The organism is Streptomyces sp. NPDC048288, assembly GCF_043201555.1.
GTDB lineage: Bacteria > Actinomycetota > Actinomycetes > Streptomycetales > Streptomycetaceae > Streptomyces.
Genome location: NZ_JBICZD010000007.1, coordinates 280983 through 306996, shown reverse-complemented (window position 1 = coordinate 306996; position 26014 = coordinate 280983). Strand labels below are relative to the sequence as shown.

Here is a 26014-nt window from a genome sequence, read left to right as displayed (position 1 = left end):
GCCGTTGTCCGACGATGATCGAAGCGTACGGGGAGGGCGGCCACGGGGCGTTCTCAGCGTTCCGTCACCTTGCCGGCCGCTACCTCCAGGCGGCGGGTGACGTGGATGGCGTCGAGCATGCGGCGGTCGTGGGTGACCAGGAGGAGGGTGCCCTCGTAGGCGTCGAGGGCCGACTCGAGTTGTTCGATGGCGGGCAGGTCGAGGTGGTTGGTCGGCTCGTCCAGGACGAGGAGGTTGACGCCGCGGCCCTGGAGGAGGGCGAGGGCGGCGCGGGTGCGTTCGCCTGGGGAGAGGGTGGTCGCGGACCGGAGGACGTGGTCCTGTTTGAGGCCGAACTTGGCCAGCAGGGTGCGGACTTCGACCGGCTCGGTGTCCGGTACGGCCGCGCAGAAGGCGTCCAGCAGGGATTCGGTGCCGTGGAACAGCTTGCGGGCCTGGTCGACCTCGCCGACCAGCACGCCGGGGCCGAGGGCCGCGTGCCCGGCGTCCAGCGGGAGCCGGCCCAGCAGGGCGGCGAGCAGGGTGGACTTGCCCGCGCCGTTGGCGCCGGTCACGGCGACCCGGTCCGCCCAGTCGATCTGGAGGGAGACCGGCCCGAAGGTGAAGTCACCGCGGCGGACCTCGGCGTCGCGCAGGGTGGCGACGACGGCGCCGGAGCGCGGGGCCGCCGCGATCTCCATGCGCAGCTCCCACTCCTTGCGGGGTTCCTCGACGACGTCCAGGCGCTCGATCATGCGCTGGGTCTGGCGGGCCTTCGCGGCCTGCTTCTCGCTGGCCTCGCTGCGGAACTTGCGGCCGATCTTGTCGTTGTCGTTGGACGCCTTGCGCCGGGCGTTCTTGACGCCCTTGTCCATCCAGGAGCGCTGCATCTGCGCGCGGTCCTGGAGGGCGGAGCGCTTGTCGGCGTACTCCTCGTAGTCGTCGCGGGCGTGCCGGCGGGCCACGTCGCGTTCCTCCAGGTAGGCCTCGTAGCCGCCGCCGTAGAGGTTGATCTGCCCCTGGGCGAGGTCGAGTTCGAGGACCTTGGTGACCGTGCGGGTGAGGAACTCGCGGTCGTGGCTGACGACGACCGTGCCGGCCCGCAGGCCGGTCACGAACCGTTCGAGGCGTTCCAGGCCGTCCAGGTCGAGGTCGTTGGTCGGTTCGTCGAGGAGGAAGACGTCGTAGCGGGACAGCAACAGGGACGCGAGGCCGGCGCGGGCGGCCTGGCCGCCGGAGAGGGAGGTCATCGGCTGGTCCAGGTCGACGGCCAGGCCGAGGGAGTCGGCGGTCTCCTCGGCGCGTTCCTCCAGGTCGGCGCCGCCGAGGTCGAGCCAGCGCTCCAGCGCGGTGGCGTACGCGTCGTCGGCCCCGGGCGCCCCGTCGACCAGGGCCTGGGTCGCCTCGTCCATCACGCGCTGGGCCTCGGCGACGCCGGTGCGCCGGGCGAGGAAGGCGCGGACGGTCTCCCCCGGCCGCCGTTCCGGTTCCTGGGGCAGGTGGCCGACGGTGGCGGTCGGCGGGGAGAGCCGCAGTTCGCCCTGCTCGGGGGCGGTGAGCCCGGCGAGCAGCCGGAGCAGGGTGGACTTGCCCGCGCCGTTGGCACCGACCAGACCGATCACGTCTCCGGGCGCGACGACGAGGTCGAGCCCGGAGAAGAGCGAGCGGTCGCCGTGCCCGGCGGCGAGGTTCTTGGCGACGAGGGTGGCAGTCATCAGAACGCCGATCCTAGTGTGCCGGTCAGGGCGCCCTCAGCCCGGTTTCGCCCCGGTCAGCGCGCCATCGGCTGCACGAGGACGCTCCCGGAGGTCCGGGCCACGACATAGGACGCGCCCTTGACCGCCCGGCCGTCGAGGGGGATGCGGTGGCTGCCGGGTTCGAGGACGCCGTCGAAGAGCTCCTGGGTGCGGGGCCGGGAGAGCCGGTCGAGACGGTACGCGGTGAGCCGGACCCGGCAGGGCGAGGTGACCTCGACGCCGGCCGTGCCGTCGGTGGCGTCCAGGCGGGTCAGCCGGCGCTGCGGGAGCGGGCTGCGGTCCAGGGCGTGCTCGATCTGGGCGACGAGGAGGGGGACGATCGGGGCGAGTCCCTCGACACAGGTGACCTCCACGCCCGCCCGCGCGAACGCCTCGCGGACGGCGGCCCGCTCGGCCTCGCCGACCGTGGGGCCGAAGGCGACGGCGCCGTAGTCGCGCAGTTCCTCGGCGGGGACGCCGTCGGCGTCGCGGGTGATGTCGGCGCCGATGCCGATGGTGCGCAGGGCGGCGGCCAGCTTGGCGAGGAGGGCGACGCGGGCGCCGATCAGCAGGACCCGGCGGGCGGGCGCGGGGCCGGAGTCCGCCAGGAGGGCGCCGAGGGCCTCGCGGTACTCGGCGCCGTGGAAGCGGAACGGGCCGATGCCGTGGTAGCCGTTGAGCTCCAGGTCGGCGTGTTCGGCGGTCTGCCAGGCGAAGTCCCGCCAGATGTAGTCGTCGCCGTCGTGTTCGATGACCGCGGTGACCGCGCCGCAGGCCAGGTCCTCGCACTCGGGGCAGCCGTAGATGACGTACCGGTCGTCGGGCAGCGGTGCGTCGGACTCCAGTAACAGGCTGCGGACCTGGGCGGTGAAGATCGCGGGTGGGACGTCGGAGGCGAGGGGGGAGACGGCGTCCAGGTCGGAGAGCTGGAACAGCAGCGGACGTCCGTCGACGAGGAAGTCCACGAAGTCCCGGTGGACCTGGTAGCCGCCGTCGGCACGGACACCGCCGGCGCGCATCGCCGGGGCCAGGCCGAAGGTCGCGTATGCGGCAGACATGCTGTGAGTATCCCCAGAGCGGGACGATCTGAGCGCGGCATGACATATTCCGCTACCGTCCCGGCATGGGTGATGACCAAAGTGACGAGGTGATCGTGGTCGGCGCCGGGGTCGTCGGGCTGACCACGGCGGTGGTGCTGGCCGAGGCCGGGCGCCGGGTGCGGGTGTGGGCGCGGGAGACCGGCGGGCGTACGACCTCGGCGGTCGCCGGTGCGCTGTGGTGGCCGTACCGCATCGAGCCGGACGCGGCGGCCGGGGAATGGGCGCTCACCTCGCTCGCCGTGTACGGGGAACTGGCGGACCGGCCGGCGAAGACGGGCGTACGCCTGGTCGAGGGCGTACACGGCGGACTGCGGCTGGACGGGCTGGGTCCGTGGGCGGCCCGGGTGCCGGGGCTGGCCGAGACGGGGGAAGGCCTGTCGGCGCGGCTGCCGTTGATCGACATGCCGGTCCATCTGGCCTGGCTGCGGGAGCGGTTGGGCAGGGCGGGCGGGACGGTCGAGGAGCGGGTGGTGGGCGGGCTGGCCGAGGTGCCCGCGCCGGTCGTGGTCAACTGCACCGGGCTCGGGGCCCGTTCGCTCGTGCCGGATCCGGCGGTGCGTCCGGTGCGCGGGCAGCTGGTCGTGGTGGAGAACCCGGGGATCACCACCTGGTACACGTCCAAGGAGGACGAGGGGAAGGACGGAGGGGGCGCCTCCGCCTACTTCTTCCCGCAGCCCGGCGGACTGCTGCTCGGGGGTACGGCGCAGGAGGACGCCTGGTCCCTGGAGCCGGATCCGGAGATCGCGGCGGGGATCGTGGCGCGGTGTGCGGCGGTGCGGCCGGAGATCGCCGGGGCGCGGGTGCTGGAACACCGGGTGGGGCTGCGGCCGGTCCGGGACGCGGTCCGGATCGCGCGTGAGGTCCGGCCGGACGGCGGGGTGCTGGTGCACAACTACGGGCACGGCGGGGCCGGTGTCACGGTGGCCTGGGGGTGTGCCCGGGAGGCGGCCGGGCTGGTGGCTCCGGGCCCGGCCGCCTGAGGGAGGGTCAGCCCGCCGGGACGCGCTGGACGGTGCGCGGGGTGCGGACCCCGTCCAGGGTGTTCGCCCGGGGGGCCGTCCAGGTGCTGCCGGAGGTGGCCCGGTCGAACGCGGCGGCGCCGCCGACCAACGGGACCCGGGCCGCCGTACGGGACAGGTCCAGGGTGAGCGTCGGGGTGGTGGACGGCGGGTCGATGAGGTCCTTGTCCGTGCCCGCGACGATCAGCGCCAGGCGGTGGCCCTTGGGGACGACGTGGTCGGTGGCGGCCAGGTCGAGGGTGATCGTGTAGGCCTTGCCCGGGGTGAGCGGGACGCCCTTGCCGGGGTCGGCGTAGGTGCCGAGGTCGGCCCAGCCGCGGCTGAAGACGGTGTAGTCGACGGCCTTGGTCCTGGCCTCGGTCTTCTTGAAGCAGGCGCTGTCGCCCGCCGTGCTCTCGCCCCAGCAGGTGCGGTCGGCGAGGGTGGTGATGCCCTCGGCGTCGTCCGCGTAGTCCCGGATGGTGTCCGGGCCGAGGTCGACCAGGACGGCGGTCAGGTGGGCCGTCGAGGTGGTCGGGGTGGCGGTGACGGTGACCTTGGAGGAGCCGGACAGGCGCAGGTCGCGGGTGAGCGGCGCGGTGAGGAAGCCGGCCTTGTCCGCGGTCGGGGTGGCGATCTGTGCCGCCCAGTCCGTCTCGCTCCGCTTCGGGTCGTCGGTGAAGGTCTCGGTGCCCGAGCCGCGGCGCAGGCCGAGGGTGCCGACGCCGGCCTCGGTGCCGGTGGCCGGGCGCAGGGTGGTGGTCCGGGTGCCGTTCGGCGGCCAGACGGCGGAGGTCACCCACTGGTCGGGGTGGCGCTCGATGTCGGCCATCGGCTCGCGGTCGATGCCGTTGTCGTAGCCGAGGAGTTCGTGGTCGAACCAGCGGTGCAGGGTGTCGACCCAGGCGCCGCGCCGGTAGTCGAAGGGGTCGACGTGTCCGGTCTGGGAGAGCCAGATCTTGCGCTCGACGCCGTGCTCGGCGAGGGCGTCCCACCACTGGCCGAAGTGCTTGGTGCGGACGTTGAGGTCCTGCATGCCGTGCACCAGGAACACGCTGGCCTTCACCTTGGCCGCGTCCTTGACGTAGTCCCGCTCGGTCCACAGACCGGTCCAGTCACCGGTGCGGGGGGCGCCGTCGATCAGTTTCTGCTGTACGGCACCGCACTTGGCGTAGGCCGCGTCGCTCTCCACGGCGCCGGCCAGCCAGTCCGGCCCGGAGTCGTACAGCGGGGCGCCCTGGGCGAAGTAGTAGTCGTACCAGGAGGAGATGGCGCTGATCGGGACGATGGTCTTCAGGCCCTTGACGCCGGTGGCGGCGACGCCGTTGGCGATGGTGCCGTCCCAGCTCTTGCCGATCATCCCGGTTCTGCCGTTGGTCCAGCTCGCCTTGACGGCGGTGGTTCCGGTGCGGCTGCTGTACGCCTTCGCGCGCCCGTTCAGCCAGTCGACGACGGCCTTCGCGGACTGGATGTCGGAGCGGCCGCCGACGTCGACACAGCCGTCGGAGCGGTTGGTGCCGGCCAGGTCGACGCCGACGAAGGCGTAGCCGCGGGGCACGAAGTAGTTGTCGTAGAAGAGCGGCATCTGGACGACGTCGCCATGGGCGTCGTACGTCTTGAGCTGGCTCTCGTTGCCCCGGCCGCAGCACGAGTAGTAGGGGCTGGCGTCCATGATGACGGGCACCTTGCGGCCCTGCGCGGCGGGTTCGGCGGGCCGGACGATGTCGGCGGCGACCCGGTCGGTCTTCCCGTCGCCGTCGGAGTCGAGCCCGGTGTCCACCCAGACGGCCTCGCGGATGGCGTTCGCGTACGAGTAGACGGGCCGGCTCTCGCGCGGGGCGCCGCCGCCGGCGGCCTGGGCCGCGGCCGGGCTGAGGAACGCGGCCATCAGGGTGGCGACGGCGGCGAGTACGAGCGGTCTCCAGATCGTGAAGCGCGTGCGTTTCGGCATGCGGCGGACGCTACCCCGGTCAACTCCCGTGCAGAAGAGGGCACCTGAGGGACACGCGGAGCCGATTGCGGCCGAATGGCGATCGTGTGACAGCAGGGGCCGTGGACAGGTGGAGGGACACAGGGACTGAATAGGCTTCGAACAGTTTCGTGCTCCATCGACTTGGCGTTCCCCGTCGCGGTGTGGCGGGTGCGTCTCGGCCCCCTACCGACCTGGAGTTCACTTGCACCGCAGAATCCTCGCGCCGGGTGTCCTCGCGGCGGCCTCCCTGCTGCTGGCGATCCCGGCATCGGCCGCGAGCCACGGCCCCGGCGCGCCGGGCATCGGCGACCCCTACTACCCGGACTACGGCAACGGCGGCTACGACGTCTCGCACTACGACCTCCGGCTGCAGTACCAGCCCGCGACCGACGAGCTGTCGGGCACGGCGACGATCCTGGCGCGGACCACGCAGGACCTGTCCAGCTTCGACCTGGACTTCCTGCTGGACGTCAGCGAGGTGCGGGTCAACGGGGCGACGGCCGGTTTCGCCACCTCCGGTCAGCACGAACTGGTCGTCACGCCGAAGACCCCGCTGGCGAAGGGCACGCCGGTCACCGTCGTCGTCCGCTACAGCGGGGTGCCGTCGACGAAGAGCGCCTACGGCTTCACCACCTGGCACCGCACCCCCGACGGGGCGGTCGCGGCGGACGAGCCGGAAGCCGCGTGGTGGTGGTTCCCGAGCAACGACCACCCGCTGGACAAGGCGACGTACGACGTCTCGGTGGCCGTGCCGGACGGCACCCAGGTCATCTCCAACGGGCTGCTCCAGTCGACGAGTTCGAAGCTCGGCTGGACCCGCTGGACCTGGCGGCAGAACAAGCCGCAGGCGACCTATCTGGCCACGCTGGCGGTCGGGAAGTTCGACATCACGACGAGCACCTCCGAGGGCGGGGTGCCGGTCGTCAACGCCTACAGCGAGGATCTCGGCGACAACGACGGTGCGGCGCGGGCCAGCGTGGAGCGGACCGGGGAGCTCGTCGACTGGCTGAGCGGCTATTTCGGGCCGTATCCCTTCAGCTCGGCCGGCGGGTACGTGCCGAACACCACCACCGGGTACGCGCTGGAGACGCAGACCCGCGTGTACTACAGCCCCAAGCAGTTCGCGAACGGCTCCAACACGTCGGTGGTCGTGCACGAGCTGGCCCACCAGTGGTACGGCGACGACGTCTCCCTCAAGGGCTGGAAGGACATCTGGCTGAACGAGGGGTTCGCGCGGTACGCGCAGTGGCTGTGGTCGGAGCACGACGGCGAGGGCACGACGCAGGAACTCGCCGACTACGTGTACGCGTCGCATCCGGCCGACGACGCGTTCTGGACGGTGAAGCCGGGGGATCCCGGTCCTGACGACCAGTTCGACATCGCTGTCTACGACCGGGGGGCGCTGGCCGTGCAGGCGCTGCGGAACGCGGTCGGGGACGACGCGTTCTTCGCGATTCTGAAGGGGTGGCCGCAGGAGCATGCGTATGGCAACGCTTCGGTGAGTGACTTCGAGGCGTATGCGGAGAAGGTGTCGGGGAAGTCGCTGGGGGCGTTGTTCGATGCGTGGTTGTTCGAGCCGACGAAGCCGGTGGTGCCGGCGGCGGAGACCGTGAGGGCGCCTGCGCAGCCGAAGTCCTGGAAGAAGATCGAGGCTACGAACGACGTGCACTGAGGGGGTGCCGGGTTCGGTGGGTGGGGGGGCTGCGGGTCCGTTGTGGCTGGTCGCGCAGTTCCCCGCGCCCCTAGAGGGGCGCTTCGGTGCCGTAGTCGTAGACGGTGACCGGTATGCCTCGGTCGATCAGCCGCTTCTCTATCAGTGGTTCGACTCGGGACCATTTGCCGCCCGCAAGCCCGCAGCCTATGCGGGGCATGTGGACGGAGGCGCCTAGTTCGAGTGTCTTGTCGGCCAGGGCGGTCAGTGCCGTGTCGATGGCCTCGTAGCGGACGGGTACGCCCTTGCTGCCGGTTCTGGTGCCGCGTTGGCCGATCATGTTGGCCACCCAGATGTAGCGGTCGGCGCGGACCAGTTGGACCGCGCCGAGGGCGAAGTCGTTGTGTGCGCGGTCGCGGTGCCAGGCGCGGTAGGCCTTCTCGGGCTCCGGCCAGCGGCGGGAGAGGGCCAGGACGAAGCCCTTTCCCCAGCCTCCCAGGTCGTTGCAGACATGGGCGATGACCTTGACGCCCTTGCCCGACGGTGTGGTGGCGTCGCCCCGGATGTATGTGATCTCCCCCATGACGCCACCCTAGGCGCCGCCACTGACAACGGCGCCGGCCTGCTACTTCGTGAGCCGGGTCAGCTCGTTGTCCGTCGTGCGGGAGACACGGCGGCGGACGCCGAACCAGCCGGTGACGAGCAGGGCCGCGATCACGGGGATGAGCAGGAGGGTCTTGCGGCCGACCTCCGGGTCGTTCCACATCATGCCGAGGCAGGCCAGCAGGAAGGCGATGGTGGCGATCTCGGTGGCCGGGCTGAAGCGGAGGCGGAACGACGGGCGCTCGACCAGGCCTGCCTTCGCGCGGCGGACGAAGATCAGGTGGCAGAGCATGATGATCACCCAGGTGCTGATGATGCCGAGGGAGGCGACGTTCAGGACGATCTCGAAGGCCTGGGCGGGCATGAGGTAGTTGAGGCCGACGCCGAGCACGCAGACCGCGCAGGTCAGCAGGATGCCGCCGTAGGGGACCTGGCTGCGGTTCATGCGGGCGGTGAACTTCGGGGCCGAGCCCGCCATGGCCATGGAGCGCAGGATGCGGCCCGTGGAGTAGAGGCCGGAGTTGAGGGAGGACATGGCGGCGGTGAGGACGACCAGGTTCATCACGTCGCCCGCGCCGGAGACGCCGATCTTGGAGAGGACGGTGACGAAGGGGCTCTCGTCGGCCGAGTACACCGAGCCGGGCAGGAGCAGGGCCAGCAGGACGACCGAGCCGACGTAGAAGAGGCCGACGCGCCACATGATCGAGTTCACCGCGCGCGGGACGACCTTCTCCGGCTCGGCGGTCTCGCCCGCCGCGACGCCGACCAGCTCCAGGGCCGCGTACGCGAAGATCACGCCCTGCATGACGAGGACGACCGGCATCAGACCGTGCGGGAAGACACCGCCGTGGTCGGTGATCATGCTCGGGCCCGGGGTGTGGCCGCCGACCTTGTGCTGGGTGGCCAGCAGGAAGATGCCGACCAGCATGAAGCCGACCAGGGTGGCGACCTTGATGATCGCGAACCAGAACTCCATCTCGCCGAAGATCTTCACCGAGATCAGGTTCACCGCCAGGACGACGGCGAGGGCGATCAGCGCGAGCGTCCACTGCGGGATGCTGGTGAACATCGACCAGTAGTGGGTGTAGAGCGCGATCGCGGTGATGTCGGCGATGCCGGTCGTCGACCAGTTCAGGAAGTACATCCAGCCGGCGACGTACGCCCCCTTCTCGCCGAGGAACTCGCGCGCGTACGACACGAAGGACCCCGAGGAGGGGCGGTAGAGGACCAGCTCGCCGAGGGCGCGGACCACGAAGAAGGCGAAGACTCCGCAGACCAGGTAGGCGAGGGCGAGCGCCGGGCCCGCGTTGTGGAGGCGGCCGCCGGCGCCGAGGAAGAGGCCGGTGCCGATGGCACCGCCGATGGCGATCATGTTGACGTGGCGGGCCTTGAGGTCCTTGCTGTACCCGGCGTCGCCCGCGTCCACGGGCGACCGGTCCGCGTCGGTCCGGGTGGCGACGGCCTGTGCCGTGTCGACGGCTTCCTTGCTCACAGGTGGTTCCACTCTCTGGTGCGCCCGAGCGGATCGCGCTCGGGTGTCCGGACGTACTCGGTCGGCGCGCTCGGTGGTGGGCACAGACCAAGGCGCCACCTTCCCCCGGACACCGGGGCGCATGCGATGGCGTAGATCACAGAGCGGGACTTCTCACAAGATCCAGATCGCGGCACGCAGGCGAACATTGAATGAACAAACACCCGCCCGTCCCGCCTGGTCCCCCGGTGTCACAGTGCCGGTGTGACAGCGATACTGCTGGGCATGACGACCGACACCGACAGTGACTCCGGGGATCCGGAGCTCACCATCGACGAACTGGCCGCCCGGGCCGGCACCACGGTCCGCACGGTCCGGTTCTACGGCACCAAGGGGCTGCTCCCGCCGCCGGTGATCGGACCGCGCCGGGTCGGGCACTACGGGCGGCGGCACCTGGCCCGGCTGGCGCTCATCGAGGAGCTCCAGCACCAGGGGATGACGCTGGCGGCCATCGAGCGCTACCTGAACCAGCTGCCGCCCGGCCTCAGCCACCACGACCTGGCCGTCCACCGGGCCGTGGTCGCCTCCTGGGCGCCGGACACCGAGGAGACGGTGACCGCGCAGGAGCTGCGGCGAAGGGCCGGCCGGCCGCTGGACGAGGAGGACGTCGAGCGGCTCGTCGCCATGGATGTCGTACGGCCCGACGGCGACGCCTACCGCGTCGACCCCGGCCTGCTCCGGCTCGCCGTGCAGCTCCTCGACGTACCGCTGTCCGAGAAGGCGATCCTGGCCGCGCGCGCGGTGCTGACCGAGCACTCGCGCGCCGCCGCGCGCGAGTTGTCGCAGCTGTTCCGGGCCGAGGTGGCGGAGCGGGCCGAGGAGGACGTGAAGTCCCTGTCCGCGCACATGCAGCCGCTGATCGTGCAGGCGCTGCTGACGACCTTCCAGCGGTCGCTCAGGGCGGAGGTCCACCAATGGCTGCCGGAGTCGCTCCCGGAGTCAGAGGAAGGCCGATCCTCCTGACACGTTGAGCGTCTGCCCGGTCAGGAAGCCGCTGCCCTCGTCCACCACGTACAGGAGCGTCGAGACCAGGTCGGAGGTCTCCTGGGTGCGGGGCACGACCTGCCCGGCGCGGACGGTCTCGAAGCCGCCGTCCGCGCCGACCGTGCGCTCGGCGGTCGCGGTGCGCACCATGCTGGGCGCGATCGCGTTGACCGTGATGTCGTACGGGCCCAGCGCCCCGGCCAGCGCCCGTGTGAAGCCGATCAGGCCGGCCTTGGAGGCGACGTAGGGGACCATGTCGGGCGGCGCGGTGAACACGGCCGCCGACACGATGTTGACGACCCGGCCCCAGCCCGCCGCCTTCAGGTACGGCAGCGCGGCCCGGGTCACCAGGAACGGCGCCTCCAGGTTGACGCGCATGACGCGCCGCCACTCCTCGGCGGTGGTCTCCTCGAAGGGCCGCGCCGGGTAGACGCCGGCGTTGTTGACGACGACGTGCAGGGTGCCGAACGCGTCGATCACGTGGCCGAGTGCCGCCCGTACCTGCTCCTCGTCGGTGACGTCGGCGACCAGCTCCAGATAGTCCAGGACCTTCCCGGCGGTCCCGGTCTGCGGGGCGAGGTCGAGGCCGGCGACCCGGTAGCCGCGCCCGGCGAGGGCGACGGCGAACTCCTGCCCGAGCCCCTGCGCCGCTCCGGTCACCAGTGCGGTCCGTGTCTCCATGCGGTGAGTGTGAGGACCCGTCGGGGCGGCGGGCAAGGCCTCATTCCACTCGGCGGAACGGGCCGGTTGCCGTGCCCGGCCGGGGGATCGACGCTGCAGGCCCCACCCCAGCGTGAGCCGTACGGGAGCCGTGCCCGATGACCGAGACCGAGCGTGCCGTGGACGACGCCGAGCGCGCCCGTGACCAGGGCGGTGGGCCGGGCCGCCGCCTGCTGCCGGGCCGCCTGCTGCCGGGCCGGCTGGTCCGGGACGAGCTGGGCGTGCTGCTGGTGCTGGGGCTGCTGGTCGCCGCGATCGGCATCCCGTACCCGGACTTCCTGAGCAGCGGGAACCTGCTGTCCACCGCGCACAACTCGGTCTACATCTCGCTGATGGCATGCGGGATGGTGTTCGCGCTGTCGATGCGCGAGGTCGACCTGTCGGTGGGCGGGACGTACGCGATGGTCCTGGTGGTCGGGGCGCTCCTGGTGCGGGCCGGGGTGGAGGCCTGGCTGGCGGTGCCGGTGATGCTGGCGACCGGCGCGGTGCTGGGGGTGTTCAACGCGCTGGTGACGACGCTGCTCGCGCTGCCGTCGTTCATCGTCACGCTGGGCACGCTGATGCTGTACCGGGGTGTCGGGCTGGCGCTCGCCGACGGCAAGCAGATCACCGATCTGCCGCTGGACGACTCGTTCTTCACGTTCGCGGGCGGGGATCCGGGCGGGGTGCCGTTCGCGCTGTGGGTGCTGCTGGCGGTGGCCGTGGTGCTCGCCGTGGTGCTGTCGCGGACCCGGTTCGGGGCGCGGGTGCGGGCGATCGGCTCCAATCCGGACGCGGCCGAGTTCAGCGGGATCCCGGTCGTGCGCACCCGGATCCAGGCCCTCGCGCTGTCCGGCCTGACCACGGCGTGCGCGGCCGCGCTGGCGCTCGCCTTCTACGGGGCCGGCGACCCGACCCTCGGCCAGGGCTACGAGTTGCAGGCCATCGCCGCCTGCATCATCGGCGGCACCCCGCTGGCCGGCGGGCGGGGTTCGGTGGTCGGCGCGGTGGCCGGGGCGATGATCCTGTCGGTCGTGGCGGCGGGACTCGTGTTCTTCGAAGTACCCATCAACTGGACGTCGTTCGCGACCGGCGGGGTCATCCTCGTCGCGGTCGCGGCGGACAGCGCGCTGCGCCGCACGGGGCGCCGACGCAAATGAGCCCCGAAGAGCCTGGGAGGCCGTGATGCACCCCCGATTCCGTACGGTGTCCGCCGCGCTCGGCGCGCTGCTGCTGCTCGGCGCGGCCGGCTGTGGCAGCTCCGGCCCCGGCAAGGGCGACAAGCTGCACATGGGCATCGCGGTCGCCAACATCTCGCTGAACTTCGCCCACGAGATGGTGCTCGGCGCACAGAGCGCCGCGAGCCACGCGGGCAAGGTCGACTTCCAGGCGGTGGGCCCGCCCAACACGGACGGCCCGGCCGAGGTGCAGCTCTTCCAGAACCTGACCACCCGTGCCAAGGACGGCATCGTCCTGGAGAACCTGGACCCGCCGATCTTCACCCGCCCCGCCGCCCGCGCCGTCGACCAGGGCATCCCGATCGTCGCCCTGGACACCTCCCCCACCGACGGCAGCAAGGTGGACTTCTATGTGGGCAACGACAATTACGCCCTCGGGGAGCTGATGGCGAAGGAGGCGCTGAAGCGGCTCGGCGCGAACCCGAAGGGGGAGGTCGTCATCGGGGTGCCGAATCCGGGCACGCCGGTGCTGGACAACCGGGCCAAGGGGATCTCCGACACCTTCGCGAAGGAGGCGCCGGGCGTGAAGGTGCTCGGCCCGTTCCAGACGTACAGCGATCCGGGGCAGAACTACAGCTCCTGGTCGGCGCAGGTCAACGCGCATCCGGACGCGCTCGCCTTCCTGGGGGTCGGGGACGCCGACAGCTACAACCTCGCCAAGATCAAGAAGGCCGAGGGCGGGAAGTGGCTGACGGCGGGCTTCGACGTCGACCCGAAGACCCTGGAGGCGGTGAAGGACGGCTCGAACTTCGTCACCATCGACCCCCAGCACTTCCTCAAGGGCTATCTCTCCACGGCGATGCTGATCGAGGCGGTCCGCGACAAGGACGGGAAGCTGCCGCAGGGCTGGTTCCTCTCCCCCGGCGCGGTGGTCGACTCCTCGAACATCGACGCGATCATCGCCCGGCAGAAGTCGGCGAAGGCGGCGTACGACTGGTACAAACCGACGATCGACAAGCTGCTCGGCGACGAGCAGGCCAACCTGAAACCGCTCAAGGACGCGCGCTGACATGGGCGATGTCCTGGTGGCCGAGGACGTCGTCAAGTCCTACGGCGGGGTACGGGCGTTGGACGGGGCGTCCGTCGCGCTGCGCGGCGGCGAGGTGCACGCCCTGGTCGGCGAGAACGGCGCGGGCAAGTCGACGCTGGTGCGCATCCTGTCGGGGACGCTGGCGGCGGACGCGGGCACGGTACGGCTGGCGGACGACACCCGGATCGCCGTCGTCTCCCAGGAGTTGAGCCTGTTCCCGGACCTGACCGTGCGGGAGAACCTCTTCCCGGACGGCGGGCCGCGCCGGTTCGGACTCGTCGACCGGGCCGCGGCGGACCGCGCGGCCGGGCCGGTCCTCGCCGAACTGGGCCTCGACGTCGACCCGGGCATCCGTCTCGCCGAACTTCCGCTGGCCGACCAGCAGTTGACGGAGATCGCCCGGGCCCTGCTGCGTGGCCCCCGCCTCCTCGTCCTGGACGAGCCGACGTCCGCGCTGCCCAAGGAGGCGGTGGACCGGCTGGAAGGCGTGCTGCGCGCGCTCACCGCCCGGGGCATCGCGGTCCTCTATGTCACCCACTTCCTGGACGAGGTGATGCGGTTCGCGCAGCGGGTGACGGTGCTGCGGGACGGCCGGGTGGCGCTGTCCGGCGTCCGGCGGGCGGAGGTGGGCGTGCCGGAGCTGGTGGCGGCGATGCTGGGCGGCCGGGGCCAGGAGCGGCCGGTGCGCCGGGCCCGGGTGGTGGCCGAGGGGCCGCCACCGGTGGTGCTGTCGACGGTGAGCGTCCCCGGCCGGCTCGCGGACGTGACGTTCACGGTCCGGGCCGGCGAGGTGGTCGGGGTCGCGGGGCTGCAAGGGGCGGGCCACCTCGACGCGTTGGAGGTGGTGTGCGGTCGTACGGCCGTGTCCGCGGGCCGGGTCGACGTCGGCGGCCGGGGGCTGCCGCGCTCGCTGCGGGCCGCGGTCCGGGCCGGGGTCGCCTTCGTGCCCAGCGACCGCAAGCGGTACGGGCTGATGACGGACCGGACGGTGTGGGAGAACACGACGTCCGTGAGCTGGCTCGCGCTCGGCCGGGGCGGGGTGCTGCCCGCGCGCGCCGAGCTCGTGCGCCGTACGGCCGACCTGACCGGGCGGCTGCGGCTGCGCGGCGGGCCGTACGACATGGTGGCGCGGCTGTCCGGCGGCAACCAGCAGAAGGTCGTCTTCGCCAAGTGGCTGGCCACCGAGCCGCGGATCGTCGTCCTGGACGATCCGACGCGCGGTGTCGACATCGGGGTGCGGGCCGAGATGCACCGGATCGTCGGCGAGCTGGCGGCGGGCGGCGCGGCCGTGCTGGTCGCCTCGACGGATCTCGCCGAGCTGACGGAGGTGTGCGACCGGGTACTGGTGTTCGTGCGCGGGCGGATCGCCGGGGAGCTGTCCGGCCAGGGGCTCACGGAACGGGCGCTGGCGGTGGCGGTGCAGCAGGCCTCAGGCTGAGAGCTTCCGGGTCAGTGCCCGCGCCGCCGCGCAGACCCGGGCGCCGACCCGGTCCACGTCCAGGCGGCGGGTCCCGCCGGTCACCGAGAGCGCGGCGACGGGACGTTCGCCCCGTCCCGGCGCGTACACCGGCGCCGCGACCGCCGAGATCCCCACCTCGGCCTCCTCCAGGTTGACGCCGAAGCCCCGGGCCCGGGTGAGGGCGAGGTCGCGGGCGAGCTGGCCGGGCAGCACCAGGGTGCGCGGGGTCAGCCGGAGCAGGACGCGGTACGGCGGGCAGGGGTCCTGGGCGAGGAAGACCTTGCCGGTGGCGGTGCAGTGGGCGGGCAGCCGGCCGCCGCTGCGGGAGACGATCGGGGTCGCGCGCCGGCTGGTGATCTTCTCCAGGAAGAGGGTGTCGGCGCCGTCCGGCACCGCCAGGTGCACGTTCTCCCGGGTCACCTCGTGCAGATCGCCGAGATACGGCAGCGCCGTGTCCCGCAGCTCCCGGACGGTCGGCGCCGACTGGCCGAGGACGAACAGGGCGAGCGCGAGCCGGTAGCTCCCCTCGGCGGTCCGCTCGACCAGCCCCAGCCGCACCAGCTCCCCGACCAGCCGGTGCACGGTGGGCTTGGGCAGGCCGCTGCGCTGGGCGAGTTCGGCGAGCGAGAGCGCGGTTCCGGCGTCACCGCAGGCCCGCAGGAGGAGAGCGCCGCGGGCGAGCACGGACTTCGGAAGCTGGCGGTCCGTCATGCAGCGATGGTGGTCGTCGTGGGGGCGGGACGACAAGGTGTAGGGCAGGGCGAGTTCATGAGCGCAGGGGGACGTCCACCAGCAGCGGCGCGCGCAACTCGCCCGCCCCGGCGACCAGTTCCCGGAGCTGGTCGGCGCTCTCGGCCCGTACCGCCGCCACCCCGAAGAACTCGGCCGCCGTGGTGAAGTCCAGCCGGCCCAGTTCCGTCCCCGGGCAGGTGCCCTTGCCGCCCATCGAGGCGTAGGTGTCCTGGAGGGTGCGGTAGGCCCCGTTGCCCATGACCACGAAGAGCACCGGTACCGACTCGCGGGCGGCGCTCCACAGCCCCTGGAGGCCGAAGAGCGCGCAGCCGTCGCCGAGGACCGCCACCACGGGCCGGCCGGGTTCGGCGAGGGCGCGGCCGACGGCGGCGCCGATGCCCCAGCCGAGGCCGCCGCCGACGGCGTGGGTGTAGCTGCCGGGGCGGTCGAGGCGGGCCAGCCGGCGCAGCAGCAGGCCGACGGTGATGGCCTCCTCCACCACCACGGCGTCCGGCGGCAGTCCGGTGGCGACGGCGTGCGCGGCGGCCCAGGGGGCCAGGGGCGCCGGGGAGTAGGCGGCGCGGGCGGCGGCCTCGGCGTCCGCCCGCTCGGCGGTGTGCCGGTCCCCCGCCTCCTTGGTGCGGGCCGCCGCCCCGGGCACCCGGTCGCGCAGCAGACCGGCCAGCCGGTGCAAGGAGGGCGCCAGGGCGCCGACCAGTCCGGCGTCGGCGGGGAAGTTGCGGCCGATCTCGTCGGGGTCGGAGTCGAGCTGGACGACCGTCAGGCCCGGGGGCAGGGCGGGGCCGGGGCTGTAGTGGTGGGGCGTGAAGGCGTGGGCGCCGGCGATCAGGACCGTGTCGTAGCGGGCGAGGGTCTCGCGGATGACGTCGTGGCGGGGCGGCAGCATCCCGGCGTACAGGGGGTGGGTGGCCGGGAAGTTCAGGAAGTCGGCCATCGGCTGGTGGTGGACCGGGGCGCCGCAGGCCTCCGCCACCAGGATCAGGTCGGCGAGCGCGTGCTCGCGGCCGACACCGTCCCCGGCCACGACGGCGGGCCGGTCCGCGGCGGCCAGCAGCTCGGCCGCGCGGTCCAGTCCGGTGGCCGGGCCGAGGCGCGGCACGGCCGTCCGGGGCGGGACCTCGACCTCCGTCTCCTCGGCCATCAGGTCCATCGGGACCGACAGGAACACCGGCCCGGCGGGCGGGCGTACGGCGAGGGCGAAGGCGCGGCGCAGGGCCAGCGGGAGGTCGTGGGCGTGCTGGATGTCGTACGCCGCCTTCACCGCGGGGCGGGCGAGGCCGACCAGGTCGCCGGAGAGCATGGGGTCCTGCTGGAGGTGGCGGCGGTCCTGCTGGCCGGCGGTGACCACCAGCGGGGTGCGGGAGCGGCGGGCGTTGAGCAGGCCGAGCAGGCCGTTGGCGAGGCCCGCGGCGATGTGCAGGCTGACGAAGGCGGGTCGGCCGGTGCCCCGCGCGTAGCCGTCGGCCATCGAGACGACCGCGCCCTCGTGGACGCCGGGGACGTACTCGGGGGCGCCGACGGCCTCGGACAGGGCGGCCAGGAACGGCAGTTCGGTCGTCCCCGGGTTGCCGAAGACCCGGTCCACGCCCTCGCCGCGCAGGATCTCCAGCAGGGCGAGAGCAGGACGGTATCCCATGGGGTCTCCTAGACGGGGGCGGGACCGGTGACCGGCTCGGTCAGCGTCCGGTTCCGCCTCCCCGGGGAGCAAGCGCGGCGTGTCGCTCAGCGATACAGGCACACCACGCGGACGGCACGCCCGTCTCGGCCGCGTCGGCGCCCCGGGCTCGGCACCCGCCGACATCCCTGCCCGGACGCCGGCCCGCGTGCCCGGCCCGCACCCGTCCGCAGACCCGGCACGGCACCGTCGGTCCGCCCGACACGGCACCCGTCCGCAGACCCGCCGCGGCACCCGTCGACAGGCCCGGCCCGGCACCCGTCGGCACGCCCGGCCCGGCACCCCTCGGCACGCCCGACACGGCACCCCTCGGCACACCGGCCCGCACCCCTCGGCACACCCGACACGGCACCCGGCAGCACGCCCGGCCCGCACCCCTCGGCACGCCCGGCCCACACCCCTCGGCACACCCGACACGGCACCCGGCAGCACGCCCGACACGGCACCCCTCGGCACACCCGGCCCGGCACCCGGCAGCACGCCCGACACGGCACCCGGCAGCACGCCCGGCCCGCACCCGTCGGCAGGTCCGGCCCGAGCCCGTCGGTCCGCCCGTGGTCAGCGCCCGTCGGTCCGCCCGTGGCCCGCACCCGTCGGTCCGCCCGTGGCCAGCGGCCGTCGGTCCGCCCGTGGTCAGCGGCCGTCGGTGAAGGTCTCCCCCTTCTCCGCCTTGGCGACCAGCAGCGCGGGCGGGGTGAACCGCTCGCCGTAGGTGTTTGCCAGCTCACGCGCGCGGGCGACGAAGCCCGGCACCCCGCCCTCGTAGCCGTTGATGTACTGGAGCACACCGCCGGTCCAGCCGGGGAAGCCGATGCCGAAGATCGAGCCGATGTTGGCGTCGGCGACCGAGGTCAGGACGCCCTCCTCCAGGAGGCGGACGGTGTCGAGCGCCTCGGAGAAGAGCATGCGCTCCTGCATGTCCCGGAACGGGATCCGGCGGCCCGGCTCGGTGAAGTGCTCGCGCAGCCCCGGCCACAGACCGGCGCGCTTGCCGTCCTCGGCGTAGTCGTAGAAGCCCGCTCCGCCGCTGCGCCCGGGTCGGCCGAACTCGTCGACCATGCGGTCGATGACGGCCTCGGCCGGGTGCGCCTGCCAGGTGCCGCCGGCCTCCTCGACGGCCAGCCGGGACTCGCGGCGGATCTTCTGGGGCAGGGTGAGCGTCAGCTCGTCCATCAGGGAGAGCACCTTGGCCGGGTAGCCGGCCTGAGCCGCCGCCTGCTCGACCGAGGCGGGCTCGATGCCCTCGCCGACCATGGCGACGCCCTCGTTGATGAAGTGGCCGATCACCCGCGAGGTGAAGAAGCCGCGCGAGTCGTTGACGACGATCGGCGTCTTGTTGATCTGCCGGACCAGGTCGAAGGCGCGGGCGAGGGCCTCGTCGCCGGTGCGCTCGCCCTTGATGATCTCGACGAGCGGCATCTTGTCGACGGGCGAGAAGAAGTGCAGCCCGATGAAGTCGGTCTGCCGCTCGACGCCCTCGGCGAGGGCGGTGATGGGGAGCGTGGAAGTGTTGGAGCAGAGCAGCGCGTCGGGGGCGACGACGGACTCGATCTCCTGGAAGACCTTGTGCTTGAGGGCGGTGTCCTCGAAGACGGCCTCGATCACGGCGTCGCAGCCGGCCAGGTCCTGCGGGTCCCCGGTGGGCGTGATGCGGGCGAGCAGCGCGTCCGCCTTCTCCTGGCTGGTACGGCCCTTGGCGACGGCCTTGGCGCACAGCTTCTCGGAGTAGGCCCTGCCCTTCTGCGCGGCCTCGGCCGAGACGTCCTTGAGGACGACGTCGATGCCCGCGCGGGCGCACGAGTAGGCGATGCCGGCGCCCATCATGCCCGCGCCGAGGACGGCGACCTTGGTGACCTTGCGCGGCTCGACGCCCTGGGGGCGGTTGGCGCCGGAGTTGACGGCCTGGAGGTCGAAGAAGAACGCCTGGATCATGTTCTTCGAGATCTGCCCGGCGGCCAGCTCGACGAAGTAGCGCGCCTCGATGACCTGCGCGGTCTCGAAGTCGACCTGGCTGCCCTCGACGGCGGCGGCGAGGATGCGGCGCGGCGCCGGGTAGGGGGCGTTGTTGGTCTGCTTGCGCAGGGACGCCGGGAACGCGGGCAGGTTGGCGGCGAACTTGGGGTTGGCGGGCGTGCCGCCGGGGATCCGGTAGCCGGGCTTGTCCCAGGGCTGCTGGGACTCGGGGTTGGCGTCGATGAACGCGCGGGCCTTGGCCAGCAGTTCGTCCGGGGTCGCGGCCACCTCGTGGACGAGACCGTTCTGCAGCGCGCGCGTGGCGTTGTACTGGGTGCCCTGGAGGAGGACCTTCAGCAGCGCGTCGGCGATGCCGAGGAGGCGGACCGTGCGGACGACGCCGCCGCCGCCCGGGAGCAGGCCGAGGGTGACCTCGGGGCAGCCGATCTTGGTGCCGGGGGTGTCGAGGGCGACGCGGTGGTGGCAGGCGAGGGCGAGTTCGAAGCCGCCGCCGAGGGCCGCGCCGTTGACGGCGGCGACGACCGGCTTGCCGAGGGTCTCGATGCGGCGCAGGTTGCGCTTGATCGCGAGGCCGCCGTCGAAGAGGTCCTGGGCGGTGTCGGGGGTGACCCGGATGAGGTCGCGCAGGTCGCCGCCGGCGAAGAAGGTCTTCTTGGCGGAGGTGAAGATGATCCCGCGGATCGAGTCCTTCTCGGCCTCCAGGCGGTCGGCGATCGCGGCGATCGACTCGACGAAGGCCGCGTTCATGGTGTTGGCGGACTGGTTCGGGTCGTCGAGTACGAGGGTGACGACGCCGGTGTCGTCCTGTTCCCAGCGGATGGTGGTGCTCTCGGTCATGGCTCGTGTCTCCGTGAAGTCTCTTGGTTCCGCGGGGATGTCAGACGCGCTCGACGATGGTGGCGATGCCCATGCCGCCGCCCACGCACAGGGTGGCGAGGCCGTAGCGCTTGTCCTGGCGCTCCAGTTCGTCGACGAGCGAGCCGAGGATCATCGCGCCGGTGGCGCCGAGCGGGTGGCCGAGCGCGATGGCGCCGCCGTTGACGTTGACCTTGTCCAGGGACAGGCCCATGTCCTTCACGAAGCGCAGCACGACCGCCGCGAACGCCTCGTTGATCTCGACCAGGTCGATGTCGTCGATGGTGAGACCGGCCTTGGCGAGGGCCTTGCGGGTGGCGGGGGCGGGGCCGGTGAGCATGATGGTCGGCTCGGAGCCGGAGACGGCGGCCGAGACGATCCGGGCGCGCGGGGTGAGGCCGTAGCGCTCGCCGATCTCCTTCGAGCCGATGGCGACCAGGGAGGCGCCGTCGACGATGCCGGAGGAGTTGCCCGCGTGGTGGACGTGGTCGATCTTCTCGACCCAGTGGTACTTCTGCAGGGCGACCGCGTCGAACCCGCCCAGCTCGCCGATGTCGGCGAAGGAGGGCTTCAGCCTGGCGAGGGAGTCGGCGGTGGTGCCGGGGCGCAGGTGCTCGTCGTGGTCGAGGACGGTGAGGCCCGCGCGGTCCTTCACGGGGACCACGGAACGCTCGAAGCGGCCCTCCTTGACGGCCGTCGCGGCACGCTCCTGGGAGAGCGCCGCGTACTCGTCGACGTCCCGGCGGGAGAAGCCCTCGATGGTGGCGATCAGGTCGGCGCCGATGCCCTGCGGCACGAAGTTGACGGCCAGGTTGGTCATCGGGTCGTTGAACCAGGCGCCGCCGTCCGAGGCCATCGGCACCCGGGACATCGACTCCACGCCACCGGCGAGGACCAGGTCCTCGAAGCCGGAACGGACCTTGGCGGCGGCCATGTTGACGGCTTCCAGACCGGACGCACAGAAGCGGTTCTCCTGCACGCCGGCCACCGTGTCCGGCAGTCCGGCGGCGATCGCGGCGATCCGCGCGATGTCGGAGCCCTGGTCACCGACCGGGCCGACGACACCGAGCACGATGTCGTCGACGGCGGCCGGGTCGAGGCCGGGGAAGCGGTCGCGGATCTCGTGGATGAGGCCGACGACCAGGTCGATGGGCTTCGTGCCGTGCAGGGCGCCGTTCGCCTTGCCGCGGCCGCGCGGGGTGCGGATCGCGTCGTACACGTACGCTTCGGTGCTCACTGACAAGCCTTTCAACGAGGGTTTTTCAGGAGAGGGAGGGTCAGAGCCAGTTCTTGACGGTCTCGACCAGGCGGGCCGGGTCCTGGCCGACCGGGGTGATGTCCAGCATGGTCACGCCGGCCTCGCGGTAGGCGGCGATGCGGTCACGGACGTATCCCTCCGGGCCGCACAGGGATATGAGCTCGCAGAACTCGTCCGGTACGGCCGCGGCGGCGTCCCGGTGGCGGCCGTCGAGGTACAGCTCCTGGATGAGCCGGGCCTCCTTCTCGTAGCCGTAGGCGACGGCGAGGTCGTTGTAGAAGTTCTTGCCGGGTGCGCCCATGCCGCCGACGTACAGGGCGATCCTGGGGCGGACCTGGTCGCGGACGGCGGCCGCGTCCTCGCCGATGGCGAGCAGCCCGCCGGCGACGATCCGCAGCTCGCCGAGGGCCGGGTCGCGGCGGGCGGCGCCCTCCGCCAGGGGCGTGCCCCAGACCTGGTGGGCCTTCTCGGGGATGAACAGGGTGGGCAGCCAGCCGTCGGCGATCTCGGCGGTCATCCGGACGTTCGCGGGGCCGAGCGAGGCCACGTACAGCGGGACCTCGGCGCGGACCGGCCTGGTGAGGATCTTCAGGGGCTTGCCGAGGCCGCCGGGGCGGGGCATGTCGGTGATGCCGTGGTGGTCGATGGTCTCGCGGCGCAGGATCCGCCGGGTCAGCTCGATGGTCTCGCGGGTACGGCCGAGCGGCTTGTCGTACGCCTTGCCGTGCCAGCCCTCGACCACCTGGGGGCCGGAGGCGCCGAGCCCGATGATCGCCCGGCCGCCGGAGATCGCGTCGAGGCCGGCCGCCGTCTGGGCGATCAGGGCGGGGGTCCGGGAGTAGACGTTGAGGATCGCGGAGCCGATCTTCATCCGCTCGGTGCGGGCGGCCAGGTAGCCCATGATCGTGGGCGAGTCGAAGCCGTAGGCCTCCGCGACCCAGACCGCGTCGAGGCCCGCCGACTCCAGCGTGGCCGCGCGGTCCGCGGCCGTGCGCGGGTCGCCCGCGTAGTCGAGGAAGGTCGAGAGCTCCATCAGGCGGGGTCCTTGTCGTGGTCGTCGAGGAGTGCCGGTACGTCCCAGTCGCGGGCCACGCCCGTGGTGTCCGCGCCCGGCTGGGCGGGGGTGCCGCGCACGGCCGTGGGGGTCGCGGAGAAGCGGGGGGCGGGGGCGGGCTGGGTGATGCCGCCGTGGTCGGTGAAGGTGCCGCGGGCCGCGAGGTGGGGGTGGTGCGGGGCCTCGCGGAGGGAGAGCACGGGGGCCACGCAGGCGTCGGAGCCCTCGAAGACGGCCGTCCACTCGTCGCGGGTGCGGGACTTGAAGCGGGCGGCGACCCGCTCGCGCAGCTCGCCCCAGCGGGTCCAGTCCTTGCGGGCGTCGGCCAGGTCCGGGGCGCCGCCGAGCAGCTCCAGGAACTCGGCGTAGAACTGCGGTTCCAGGGCGCCGACCGCCATGTACCGGCCGTCGGCGGTCTCGTAGGTGCCGTAGTACGGGCAGCCGCCGTCCAGCAGGTTGGCGGCGCGCCGGTCCTGCCAGCCGCCGGCGGCCACCATGCCGTGGATCATCGCGGCGAGGTGCGCGGTGCCGTCCACGATGGCGGCGTCCACGACCTGGCCGGTGCCGGTGGCGCGGGCGTGGTGGAGGGCGGCCAGGACGCCGATGACCAGGTAGAGGGAGCCGCCCGCGTAGTCGCCGAGCAGGTTGGCGGGGACGGCCGGGGGTTCGTCGGGGCGGCCGATCATGCCGAGGGTGCCGGTGAGGGCGATGTAGGCGATGTCGTGGCCCGCGCGGTGGGCCAGCGGCCCTTCCTGGCCCCAGCCGGTCATCCGGCCGTAGACCAGACGGGGGTTGCGGGCGTGGCAGTCCCCGGGGCCGACGCCGAGGCGTTCGGCGACGCCGGGGCGGTAGCCCTCGACCAGGATGTCGGCGCGCTCGGCGAGGTCGAGGACGCGGGCGGGGCCGTCGGGGGACTTCAGGTCGACCAGCACCGAGCGCTTGTTGCGGTTGGTGACGTCGTACGCCGGGTCGATCGCGAGTCCCGGGCCGCCGGGGCGGTCGACGCGGACCACGTCGGCGCCCAGGTCGGCGAGGAGCATCGCGGCGAACGGGCCCGGTCCGATGCCGGCCAGCTCGACCACGCGCACGCCGGAGAGCGGGCCGTGTCCTGGCGTCCCTGCCGTGGTCATGCCGCCCCCAGTCATGTGACACAACTGATGTAACACCGATGATGCTAAGAACAGGTTCCACCGGGCACAAGGGTCGGCGGGCACGTCGACGAGCAAGCGCTTAGTCAAGATACCCGGTGGGGGTGCGTCCGCACCCTTCACGCTAGCCTCAGCCACCGACAACGGCGCGGGTTGCAGGACCGAGAGGTGTCATGAGCAGGCTGAAGACGACGGACCGTCCCTACGACATCGTGCTCTTCGGGGCCACCGGCTTCGTCGGCGAACTCACCGCCGAGTACCTCGCCGCGCACGCTCCCGAGGGCCTGCGCTGGGCGATCGCCGCCCGGGACGAGCGCAAGCTGGCGGCGCTGCGCGAGCGGCTGCCGGGCGGCGCGAAGGTCGGCGTGCTGCGCGCCGACGTCACGGAGCCCGCCACGGTCCGCGCCCTCGCCGAGCACGCGCGCGTGGTGGCCTCGACGGTCGGTCCGTACGGCCGGTACGGCGAGGACCTGGTCGCGGCCTGCGCGGACACCGGCGCGGACTACCTGGACCTGTGCGGTGAGCCCGAGTTCGTGGACCTGATGTACGTCCGGCACGACACGCGCGCGCGGGAGACGGGCGCCCGCCTGGTGCACGCCTGCGGCTTCGACTCGGTCCCGCACGACCTGGGCGCGTACTTCACGGTCCGGCAGCTGCCGCAGGGCGTGCCGCTGACCGTGGACGGGTTCGTGACCGCCGACGCCACCTTCTCCGGCGGCACCTTCGCCTCCGCGCTTGACCAGTTCGCGCGCCCCCGGCAGATGGTGGCCGCCGCCCGGGACCGCGCCCGGCACGAGCCCCGGCTGGTGGGCCGCCGGGCGGCCGCGCCGACGGGAGCCCCGCGCTTCGCGTCCGAGGTCGGTGCCTGGGCGCTGCCGCTGCCCACCATCGACGCCCAGATCGTGCGCCGTTCGGCGAAGGCCCTGGACCGCTACGGCCCCGACTTCCGCTACCGGCACTACGCGGCCGTCAAGCACCTGCCGGTCGCCCTCGGCGGGCTCGCCGCCGTCGGCGCGGTCGCCGCGGCCGCCCAGGTGCCGCCCGCCCGGCGCTGGCTGTCGGACCGGCTCAAGCCCGGCGACGGGCCGAGCGCGGAGAAGCGGGCCCGCAGCTGGTTCACCGTCCGCTTCGTCGGCGAGGGCGGCGGACGGCGGGTCTTCACGGAGGTCTCGGGCGGGGACCCCGGTTACAACGAGACGGCGAAGATGTTCGCCGAGGGGGCGTTGTCCCTGGCCCTCGACGACCTGCCCCCGACGGCCGGCCAGGTCACCACCGCGCAGGCGATGGGCGACGCGCTGACCGAGCGGCTGCGGACGGCCGGGATCGGGTTCCGGGTGGCGGCGACCCGCTGAGTCCCTAGGACTGCCACTGGATCACGGTGTAGAGCATCCCGGCCACCCATCCGAACCCCACCACCACGGCGAGGACCAACGCGGCCGTCACCGAGCGCCCGACGGGCTGGGCGGAGGCGGCAACGGACTCGGAGGCGCGGTATGCGGTCATGCGGCAAGCCTGCCGCCGGACTGTAACGACGGCATCCGTACTCGTACTCAGAATCGCTACTCAGGCCTGAGCTTCACGCAGCGCGCTCCGGCACAGGGCGTCCGCGCGGCGGGTGGTCTCCGGCAGCCGGTACTCGGGGGTGAGCGCGAGCGTGTGGGCACAGGCGTGGTCCAGGCTCACCCGGTGGCCCACCGACACGAACACGGGCTTGACGCCGTCCCGGGTGCGCAGGGCCCGGCCGACCTCCTCGGTGCCGGCGAGGAGCGGCGCCTGGCTGCCGCGCGGGACGTCCGGGTCGTCGTACGCGAAGGTGAAGGGGTTCTTGGCGACGCCGACGGTGGGCAGGCCGGTGAGGACGCCCAGGTGGCTGGCGAGCCCGAAGCGGCGCGGGTGGGCGAGGCCGTAGCCGTCGCAGACCACCAGGCCCGGCGGGCAGGGCAGGGCGTCCAGGGCGGCCCGTACGGTGGGGATCTCGCGGAAGGCGAGCAGGCCCGGCACGTACGGGAAGGACACCCGGCCGACGGCGGTCGCCTCGGCGACCACCTCCAGAGTCGCCGCGTCCAGCACGACGGCCGCCGCCGCGACCAGGTCCCGCTCGTCGTCGTAGGCCACGTCCACGCCCGTGACATGCCCGCTGCCCGGCGCCGGTCCCGGCTCGTCGCGGACCACCCGCCCCCGCAGCTCGTCCTGCACGGCCAGCGCCGCTTCCTCGGTCGCGGGCCAGCCCGCGGGTACGCGTACGGTCGTCATGGTGCGCACGAGCGTACGACGCTCCACGCGCGCGTGCGGTGACGGGCCGGACAGAACCCGGCGT

Annotated in this window: 21 protein-coding genes; 7 read left to right on the top strand and 14 right to left on the bottom strand. The window is 72.9% G+C overall.

Translation table 11 applies throughout. From position 1 onward, the window contains the following. Positions 1-53: 53 nt before the first annotated feature. Both ACGFZS_RS26245 and ACGFZS_RS26240 read right to left on the bottom strand, forming a co-directional pair. Positions 54-1694 (bottom strand): ABC-F family ATP-binding cassette domain-containing protein, encoded by a 1641-nt coding sequence (locus tag ACGFZS_RS26245; protein ID WP_359221730.1) that lies wholly within the window; start codon positions 1692-1694, stop codon positions 54-56. A gap of 56 nt (positions 1695-1750) precedes the next feature. Further along, positions 1751-2773 carry an oxidoreductase gene (locus tag ACGFZS_RS26240; protein ID WP_393797201.1) on the bottom strand — a complete coding sequence of 341 codons (1023 nt, stop codon included), beginning with the start codon at positions 2771-2773 and terminating at the stop codon, positions 1751-1753. Positions 2774-2838: 65 nt separating this feature from the next. Here ACGFZS_RS26240 and ACGFZS_RS26235 point away from each other — a divergent pair, with 65 nt between their 5' ends. Continuing rightward, entirely contained in the window at positions 2839-3795 is a 957-nt protein-coding gene (locus ACGFZS_RS26235; RefSeq protein ID WP_393797200.1) for an FAD-dependent oxidoreductase, read from the top strand. 7 nt (positions 3796-3802) lie between these two features. On the opposite strand, the gene ACGFZS_RS26230 is transcribed toward ACGFZS_RS26235, so the two are convergent. After that, entirely contained in the window at positions 3803-5764 is a 1962-nt protein-coding gene (locus tag ACGFZS_RS26230; RefSeq protein WP_393797199.1) for a Xaa-Pro dipeptidyl-peptidase, read from the bottom strand. Positions 5765-5987: 223 nt separating this feature from the next. Between ACGFZS_RS26230 and ACGFZS_RS26225 the strand changes: the two genes are divergently transcribed. Then, positions 5988-7457 (top strand): M1 family metallopeptidase, encoded by a 1470-nt coding sequence (locus tag ACGFZS_RS26225; protein ID WP_393797198.1) that lies wholly within the window; start codon positions 5988-5990, stop codon positions 7455-7457. Positions 7458-7527: 70 nt separating this feature from the next. Here ACGFZS_RS26225 and ACGFZS_RS26220 read toward each other — a convergent pair whose 3' ends face one another. Then, positions 7528-8019, bottom strand: a complete 492-nt coding sequence (locus tag ACGFZS_RS26220) for a macro domain-containing protein (protein ID WP_393797197.1) — start codon at positions 8017-8019, stop codon at positions 7528-7530. A gap of 42 nt (positions 8020-8061) precedes the next feature. After that, positions 8062-9531: an amino acid permease gene (locus tag ACGFZS_RS26215; RefSeq protein ID WP_393797196.1), complete on the bottom strand. Its 1470-nt coding sequence runs from the start codon at positions 9529-9531 to the stop codon at positions 8062-8064. 264 nt (positions 9532-9795) lie between these two features. On the opposite strand from ACGFZS_RS26215, the gene ACGFZS_RS26210 reads away from it, so the two are divergent. Continuing rightward, entirely contained in the window at positions 9796-10533 is a 738-nt protein-coding gene (locus ACGFZS_RS26210) for a MerR family transcriptional regulator (protein ID WP_393797371.1), read from the top strand. Here the strand turns inward: ACGFZS_RS26210 and ACGFZS_RS26205 are convergent. Next, positions 10510-11235, bottom strand: coding sequence for an SDR family NAD(P)-dependent oxidoreductase (locus ACGFZS_RS26205; RefSeq protein WP_393797195.1), 726 nt, complete (start codon positions 11233-11235; stop codon positions 10510-10512). The genes ACGFZS_RS26210 and ACGFZS_RS26205 overlap by 24 nt on opposite strands. A 137-nt stretch (positions 11236-11372) precedes the next feature. On the opposite strand from ACGFZS_RS26205, the gene ACGFZS_RS26200 reads away from it, so the two are divergent. Genes ACGFZS_RS26200 through ACGFZS_RS26190 form a run of 3 tightly spaced genes read left to right on the top strand, consistent with a single transcriptional unit; the run spans position 11373 to position 14959 of the window. Continuing rightward, a complete protein-coding gene (locus ACGFZS_RS26200; protein WP_393797194.1) occupies positions 11373-12413 on the top strand; it encodes an ABC transporter permease in 1041 nt (346 codons plus the stop codon). Positions 12414-12438: 25 nt separating this feature from the next. Next, the gene (locus ACGFZS_RS26195) at positions 12439-13500 is read left to right on the top strand and encodes a sugar ABC transporter substrate-binding protein (RefSeq protein ID WP_393797193.1); all 1062 of its coding nucleotides are present in this window, start codon (positions 12439-12441) and stop codon (positions 13498-13500) included. Position 13501: 1 nt separating this feature from the next. Further along, the gene (locus ACGFZS_RS26190) at positions 13502-14959 is read left to right on the top strand and encodes a sugar ABC transporter ATP-binding protein (RefSeq protein WP_393797192.1); all 1458 of its coding nucleotides are present in this window, start codon (positions 13502-13504) and stop codon (positions 14957-14959) included. Here ACGFZS_RS26190 and ACGFZS_RS26185 read toward each other — a convergent pair. From ACGFZS_RS26185 to ACGFZS_RS26160, 6 genes are all read right to left on the bottom strand, one after another. After that, positions 14951-15691 (bottom strand): IclR family transcriptional regulator, encoded by a 741-nt coding sequence (locus tag ACGFZS_RS26185; protein WP_355720684.1) that lies wholly within the window; start codon positions 15689-15691, stop codon positions 14951-14953. The two genes, ACGFZS_RS26190 and ACGFZS_RS26185, sit on opposite strands and share 9 nt — an antisense overlap. 55 nt (positions 15692-15746) lie before the next feature. Next, positions 15747-17369 (bottom strand): thiamine pyrophosphate-binding protein, encoded by a 1623-nt coding sequence (locus ACGFZS_RS26180; RefSeq protein ID WP_393797191.1) that lies wholly within the window; start codon positions 17367-17369, stop codon positions 15747-15749. A gap of 672 nt (positions 17370-18041) precedes the next feature. Further along, positions 18042-20219 (bottom strand): 3-hydroxyacyl-CoA dehydrogenase NAD-binding domain-containing protein, encoded by a 2178-nt coding sequence (locus tag ACGFZS_RS26175; protein ID WP_393797190.1) that lies wholly within the window; start codon positions 20217-20219, stop codon positions 18042-18044. Between the two features lie 40 nt (positions 20220-20259). Further along, positions 20260-21474: an acetyl-CoA C-acetyltransferase gene (locus ACGFZS_RS26170; protein WP_393797189.1), complete on the bottom strand. Its 1215-nt coding sequence runs from the start codon at positions 21472-21474 to the stop codon at positions 20260-20262. 40 nt (positions 21475-21514) lie between these two features. Beyond that, positions 21515-22528: an LLM class F420-dependent oxidoreductase gene (locus tag ACGFZS_RS26165; RefSeq protein ID WP_393797188.1), complete on the bottom strand. Its 1014-nt coding sequence runs from the start codon at positions 22526-22528 to the stop codon at positions 21515-21517. Beyond that, positions 22528-23679, bottom strand: a complete 1152-nt coding sequence (locus tag ACGFZS_RS26160; protein ID WP_393797187.1) for a CaiB/BaiF CoA transferase family protein — start codon at positions 23677-23679, stop codon at positions 22528-22530. The genes ACGFZS_RS26165 and ACGFZS_RS26160 overlap by 1 nt, the downstream gene beginning before the upstream one ends. 191 nt (positions 23680-23870) lie before the next feature. Here ACGFZS_RS26160 and ACGFZS_RS26155 point away from each other — a divergent pair, with 191 nt between their 5' ends. Further along, on the top strand, positions 23871-25049 hold the full coding sequence (locus ACGFZS_RS26155) for a saccharopine dehydrogenase family protein (RefSeq protein WP_393797186.1): 1179 nt from the start codon (positions 23871-23873) through the stop codon (positions 25047-25049). A gap of 4 nt (positions 25050-25053) precedes the next feature. On the opposite strand, the gene mmpA is transcribed toward ACGFZS_RS26155, so the two are convergent. Both mmpA and ACGFZS_RS26145 read right to left on the bottom strand, forming a co-directional pair. After that, the gene (mmpA, locus tag ACGFZS_RS26150; RefSeq protein WP_355720665.1) at positions 25054-25200 is read right to left on the bottom strand and encodes a morphogenic membrane protein MmpA; all 147 of its coding nucleotides are present in this window, start codon (positions 25198-25200) and stop codon (positions 25054-25056) included. Between the two features lie 60 nt (positions 25201-25260). Continuing rightward, complete coding sequence (locus tag ACGFZS_RS26145; RefSeq protein ID WP_393659686.1) at positions 25261-25950, bottom strand: endonuclease V; 690 nt, start codon at positions 25948-25950, stop codon at positions 25261-25263. Between the last annotated feature and the right edge of the window lie 64 nt (positions 25951-26014).

What these genes read in the sequence shown, in the direction of transcription:
- mmpA (WP_355720665.1), bottom strand. Translation starts at nt 25,200, where the DNA reads ATGACCGCATACCGCGCCTCCGAGTCCGTTGCCGCCTCCGCCCAGCCC.
- ACGFZS_RS26245 (WP_359221730.1), bottom strand. Translation starts at nt 1,694, where the DNA reads ATGACTGCCACCCTCGTCGCCAAGAACCTCGCCGCCGGGCACGGCGAC.
- ACGFZS_RS26240 (WP_393797201.1), bottom strand. Translation starts at nt 2,773, where the DNA reads ATGTCTGCCGCATACGCGACCTTCGGCCTGGCCCCGGCGATGCGCGCC.
- ACGFZS_RS26175 (WP_393797190.1), bottom strand. Translation starts at nt 20,219, where the DNA reads ATGACCGAGAGCACCACCATCCGCTGGGAACAGGACGACACCGGCGTC.
- ACGFZS_RS26160 (WP_393797187.1), bottom strand. Translation starts at nt 23,679, where the DNA reads ATGACCACGGCAGGGACGCCAGGACACGGCCCGCTCTCCGGCGTGCGC.
- ACGFZS_RS26190 (WP_393797192.1), top strand. Translation starts at nt 13,502, where the DNA reads ATGGGCGATGTCCTGGTGGCCGAGGACGTCGTCAAGTCCTACGGCGGG.
- ACGFZS_RS26145 (WP_393659686.1), bottom strand. Translation starts at nt 25,950, where the DNA reads ATGACGACCGTACGCGTACCCGCGGGCTGGCCCGCGACCGAGGAAGCG.
- ACGFZS_RS26205 (WP_393797195.1), bottom strand. Translation starts at nt 11,235, where the DNA reads ATGGAGACACGGACCGCACTGGTGACCGGAGCGGCGCAGGGGCTCGGG.
- ACGFZS_RS26155 (WP_393797186.1), top strand. Translation starts at nt 23,871, where the DNA reads ATGAGCAGGCTGAAGACGACGGACCGTCCCTACGACATCGTGCTCTTC.
- ACGFZS_RS26180 (WP_393797191.1), bottom strand. Translation starts at nt 17,369, where the DNA reads ATGGGATACCGTCCTGCTCTCGCCCTGCTGGAGATCCTGCGCGGCGAG.
- ACGFZS_RS26220 (WP_393797197.1), bottom strand. Translation starts at nt 8,019, where the DNA reads ATGGGGGAGATCACATACATCCGGGGCGACGCCACCACACCGTCGGGC.
- ACGFZS_RS26165 (WP_393797188.1), bottom strand. Translation starts at nt 22,528, where the DNA reads ATGGAGCTCTCGACCTTCCTCGACTACGCGGGCGACCCGCGCACGGCC.
- ACGFZS_RS26195 (WP_393797193.1), top strand. Translation starts at nt 12,439, where the DNA reads ATGCACCCCCGATTCCGTACGGTGTCCGCCGCGCTCGGCGCGCTGCTG.
- ACGFZS_RS26200 (WP_393797194.1), top strand. Translation starts at nt 11,373, where the DNA reads ATGACCGAGACCGAGCGTGCCGTGGACGACGCCGAGCGCGCCCGTGAC.
- ACGFZS_RS26235 (WP_393797200.1), top strand. Translation starts at nt 2,839, where the DNA reads ATGGGTGATGACCAAAGTGACGAGGTGATCGTGGTCGGCGCCGGGGTC.
- ACGFZS_RS26230 (WP_393797199.1), bottom strand. Translation starts at nt 5,764, where the DNA reads ATGCCGAAACGCACGCGCTTCACGATCTGGAGACCGCTCGTACTCGCC.
- ACGFZS_RS26210 (WP_393797371.1), top strand. Translation starts at nt 9,796, where the DNA reads ATGACGACCGACACCGACAGTGACTCCGGGGATCCGGAGCTCACCATC.
- ACGFZS_RS26185 (WP_355720684.1), bottom strand. Translation starts at nt 15,691, where the DNA reads ATGACGGACCGCCAGCTTCCGAAGTCCGTGCTCGCCCGCGGCGCTCTC.